Annotated in this window: 3 protein-coding genes; 2 read left to right on the forward strand and 1 reads right to left on the reverse strand. The window is 66.7% G+C overall.

Annotation, left to right across the window (positions count from 1 at the left end; all coding sequences use genetic code 11):
* On the reverse strand, positions 1 to 1265 hold a 1265-nt coding region (locus tag PHC73_RS11660), incomplete at its 3' end, for a DEAD/DEAH box helicase (protein ID WP_366949868.1).
* A gap of 416 nt (positions 1266 to 1681) precedes the next feature.
* Between PHC73_RS11660 and katG the strand changes: the two genes are divergently transcribed.
* Both katG and PHC73_RS11670 read left to right on the forward strand, forming a co-directional pair.
* A complete protein-coding gene (gene katG / locus PHC73_RS11665) occupies positions 1682 to 3850 on the forward strand; it encodes a catalase/peroxidase HPI (protein WP_300128345.1) in 2169 nt (722 codons plus the stop codon).
* Positions 3851 to 4234: 384 nt separating this feature from the next.
* The coding region (locus PHC73_RS11670; protein ID WP_300128348.1) for an integrase arm-type DNA-binding domain-containing protein at positions 4235 to 4750 on the forward strand (516 nt) is incomplete at its 3' end.

A 4750-nucleotide genomic window follows, 5' to 3' on the forward strand; every position in this document is an offset into this window, starting at 1 on the left:
CGACGCCCGCGGCCTGAGGGGTGCGAGCCTGCCTGTGCGCTGCGGCCACCGGAGCGGCCACTCCCGGGCCGCGGCGCCACGCGGTCTTCGCTGGCCAGGCGCACCCGCGGCTTGGGTTTGACGAGTTTGTCTTTGGGGATCGGTTCGACGGGCAGTTTTTTGCCGATGTATTTTTCGATGTCCGGCAGCGAGTAGACGTAGCGCTCGCAGCCGAAGCTGATGGCATCGCCGGTAGCGCCCGCGCGCGCCGTGCGGCCGATTCGGTGCACGTAATCTGCAGCGTCTTGTGGCAAGTCGTAGTTGAACACGTGCGTGACGCCGTCGATGTGCAGCCCGCGGGCGGCGACATCGGTGGCCACCAGCGCCGCCAGCTCGCCCCTGCGGAACTGCTCGAGCAGGCGCTCTCGCTTGCGCTGCTGGACGTCACCGGTCATGAGCCCGGCCGGGATGTCGTTGGCCTGCAGGTAGCCCCAGACGCGCTCTGCCTCGGCCTTGGTATTGACGAAGACCATGCTGCGCGCGTCCGGAAGCGACTGCAGCAGACCGATGAGGAGTGGAATCTTTTCGTCGGTGGCGGTGTGATAGATCACCTGGTGAATGCGATCGACCGTGACCTTTTCCGGTTCGATGCGGATCAGCTCGGGTTCGTGCATGTGCTCGTAAGCCAGCTCGAGCACGCGTTGCGCCAGCGTGGCGGAGAACATCATCGACAAGCGCTGCGACGGCGGCGGCATGCGCCGCATGACGTAGCGCACGTCGTTGATGAAGCCGAGATCGAACATGCGATCGGCTTCGTCGAGCACCACGACCTGCGTGGCCGACAAGTCGTATACCCCTTGCTTCAGAAAGTCGATGAGCCGACCCGGGGTGCCAATCAGCACGTCGACACCGGCGGCGATCTGCTCACGCTGCTTTTCGTAGTCCACGCCACCGTAGGCGAGCCCGAGCGTGAGCCCGAGCCCCTGCCCGAGCACCTGGGCGTCACGATGGATCTGGATCACCAGCTCGCGCGTGGGGGCCATCACGAACGCACGCGGCTGCGTCGGCACCCGGCCGGGCGGCGCCGGTTCGGTGAGCAGGCGATGGAACAATGCCAGCAGGAAGGTCGCCGTCTTGCCGGTGCCGGTCTGCGCCTGCCCGGCGACATCCTTGCCGGCCAGCAGTACCGGCAAGGCTTTTTCCTGAATGTCGGTGCAGTGGGTGAAGCCTGCTGCGGCGACGTTGGCTTTCAGGCGCGGGTCCAACGGCAGGGCGTCGAACGGCAGGCCCGTCGTGTGTGCTGGCGGCTTGGGTGCAGGGCGCGGCGCGCGCGTTGGCGCAACCTCCGCCTTGGGCGGGGACGGCCGCGCCTTCTTGCGCGACCGGGACGGCTGCGACACGGGCGGCGTGGGCGGCGGGCTGATTTTCGATTCTACTGGCGCTGGGGCGCGGCCGAACAATGCCTTGACGGCCGTAATGAGACGATTGATCACGTACTTGGCTTGCTTAATTTTGAGGAAATGACGGGTCACGATTATAGCCGGGCCGGGAAAATGCCCGGAGCGCACGGCGGCGGTGGCGTCAAGAGCATGTGCACCGATTCGATGAAACTATCATGGCAATCGAAAAATGCAATTGGCGCTTATCGAAGCCACTGGCCTACATTGCATGCCTCGCAGCCGCCTCCGCTCAGGAGTTGATCATGTCCAACGAAGCCAAATGCCCGTTTGCCGCCACCCACGGCAGCCGCACCGCCGCCGGCGCGCGCTCGAACGACGACTGGTGGCCGAACCGGTTGAACCTGAAAATTCTGAGCCAGCAGTCGCCGAAAACGAACCCGCTGGATGCCGGCTTTGACTATGCCGCCGAGTTCAACAAGCTCGACTACGCCGCGCTGAAGGCCGATCTGAAGGCCCTGATGACCGACTCGCAAGCGTGGTGGCCGGCCGACTGGGGCCACTACGGCGGCTTGTTCATCCGCATGGCCTGGCACAGCGCCGGCACCTACCGCATCGCCGACGGTCGCGGCGGCGCCGGGCGCGGCAACCAGCGCTTCGCGCCGCTCAACAGCTGGCCGGACAACGGCAACCTCGACAAGGCGCGCCGGCTGCTGTGGCCGATCAAACAAAAATACGGCCAGCGGATTTCCTGGGCCGATCTGATGATCCTCGCCGGCAACGTGGCGCTGGAGTCGATGGGTTTCAAGACCTTCGGTTTCGGCGGCGGCCGCGAGGACATCTGGGAGCCCGAGGAAGACGTCTACTGGGGCGCCGAAGCCGAGTGGCTGGCCACCTCGGACAAGCCGAACAGCCGCTACACGGGCGACCGCGAGCTGCAAAACCCGCTCGCGGCGGTGCAGATGGGCCTTATCTACGTGAACCCTGAAGGCCCGGACGGCAAGCCCGACCCGGTCGCCTCCGGCCGCGACGTGCGCGAGACCTTCGCCCGCATGGCGATGAACGACGAGGAGACCGTGGCGCTGGTGGCCGGCGGTCACACCTTCGGCAAGGCGCACGGCGCCGGTGATCCCAAGCTGGTCGGGCCGGAACCCGAAGCGGCGCCCATCGAACAGCTGGGTCTCGGCTGGAAAAACGCCTTTGGCACCGGCAAGGGCGCCGACACCACCACCAGCGGCATCGAGGGCGCCTGGAAGCCGAACCCGACGCGCTGGGACAACGGCTACTTCGACATGCTGTTCGGCTACGAGTGGGAACTGACCAAGCGCCCCGCCGGCGCGCACCAGTGGACGCCGAAAAACTGCAAACCCGAGCACCTGATCCCGGACGCTCACGATCCGTCCAAGAAGCACCCGCCGATGATGACCACGGCGGATTTGTCCCTGCGCTTCGATCCGATCTACGAGCCGATCGCGCGCCGCTTCTGGCAGAACCCGGACCAGTTCGCCGACGCCTTCGCCCGCGCCTGGTTCAAGCTGACGCACCGCGACATGGGGCCGCGCGAGCGCTATCTGGGCCCGGAAGTGCCGAGCGAGGTGCTGATCTGGCAGGACCCGGTGCCGGCAGGTCGGCGCGACTACGACGTGGCGGCGGTGAAGGCGCGGATCACCGCCAGCGGCCTTGGCGTGAGTGATTTGGTCGCCACCGCCTGGGACAGTGCGCGCAGCTTCCGCGGTTCGGACAAGCGCGGCGGCGCCAACGGCGCGCGCATTCGCCTGGCGCCCCAAAAGAACTGGGAGGCCAACGAGCCGGCGCGGCTGGCCCGCGTTTTGGGCGTGCTCGAAGGCATTGCCACTGATGCCGGCGCCAGCGTGGCCGATGTGATCGTGCTCGGCGGCAATGTCGGCATCGAGCAGGCGGCCCGGGCGGCCGGGTTCGACCTCACGGTGCCGTTCGCGCCCGGTCGCGGCGACGCGACGGCCGAGCAAACCGACGTCGAGTCGTTTGCCGTGCTGGAGCCGATCGCGGATGGTTTCCGCAATTACCTCAAGGCGGGCGTCAAGACGCGCGCCGAGGAACTGCTGCTCGACCGCGCGCAGTTACTCACCCTCACCGCGCCGCAGATGACGGTGCTGGTCGGCGGCCTGCGCGCGCTGGGCACCAACCATGGCGGCTCCAAACACGGCCTGCTCACCACCCGCCCCGGCGTGCTGACCAACGACTTTTTCGTCAACCTGCTCGACATGGGCGTGGAGTGGAAGGCGGCCGGCGCGGGTCTTTACGAAGCGCGCGACCGCGCCACCGGCGCCGTCAAGTGGACCGGCACACGGGCGGATCTGGTGTTCGGCTCGAATGCTGAACTGCGCGCGATCGCCGAGGTCTACGCCAGCGACGATGCGGCCGAGAAGTTCGTCCGCGACTTCGTCGCCGCCTGGGTCAAGGTGATGAACGCCGATCGATTCGATCTGGCCTGACCGCGGCACGACCGGCCGCACCGGGTTTGCAGGTGCGGCCGGCGCCGCCAGTTGCTGTCCTGCGCCGGCGTGCATCAGGGATTCGCCCTTGATTCACGGAGCGTCGGGCGCGCGTGTACCGCGCGACGGCGGGCCGAAAAACTCCAGGGAGGGAATCTTCCGCATTTCCCAAGGGTGGCGGAGAGGGAGTCCCCCACCGTAGTGTCTCGCGTCATCGCGTAACGTCGCCATAGTGCCAGCAAACCCGCGTAAATACAAGACTTCTGCCGCGGCGATCGTCTCGGATGGTCTCGACTTATCGCGTAAGATCGCGTAATCTTAGGCGGGTGTATAGGCGGGTGCGAGATTATGCCACGAGTTGCGAAAGAACTATCAGCGTTGGAGGTGAAACGCCTCTCAGAGCCGGGGATGTACGCCGTTGGGGGCGTGCCTGGGCTCCATCTTCAAGTCCTCCCCGGCGGAGGAAAGACCTGGCTGCTGCGGGTCACTATCGGGGCGACCGCGAGCGGCAGGCAGCGCCGCAGCGAGGTCGGCTTGGGCGGGTATCCGGCGGTGACGCTACAGCAGGCCCGAGACAAGGCGCGCGAGGTCCGGGAGAAGATCGCCCAAGGCATCGACCCGATAGCGGAGCGCAAGGCCGCGCGCTCCGCTCTGCTGGCGAGCCGGGCAACTGAGATCACGTTCGAGGAGGCCGCGCGGCTGTGCATTGCGGCGAAGTCCCCCGAGTGGAAGAACGCGAAGCACGCCCAGCAGTGGACCAACACGCTGACCACCTACGCCTTCCCGACCCTCGCCAAGCTACAGGTGCGCGACATCGACACGCCGCATATCTTGGAAGTGCTCGAACCGATCTGGAAGGTGAAAACCGAGACTGCCGAACGGCTCCGCGGGCGCATCGAG

This window comes from Immundisolibacter sp. (assembly GCF_028696615.1).
In the GTDB taxonomy this organism is placed as follows: Bacteria; Pseudomonadota; Gammaproteobacteria; order Immundisolibacterales; family Immundisolibacteraceae; genus Immundisolibacter.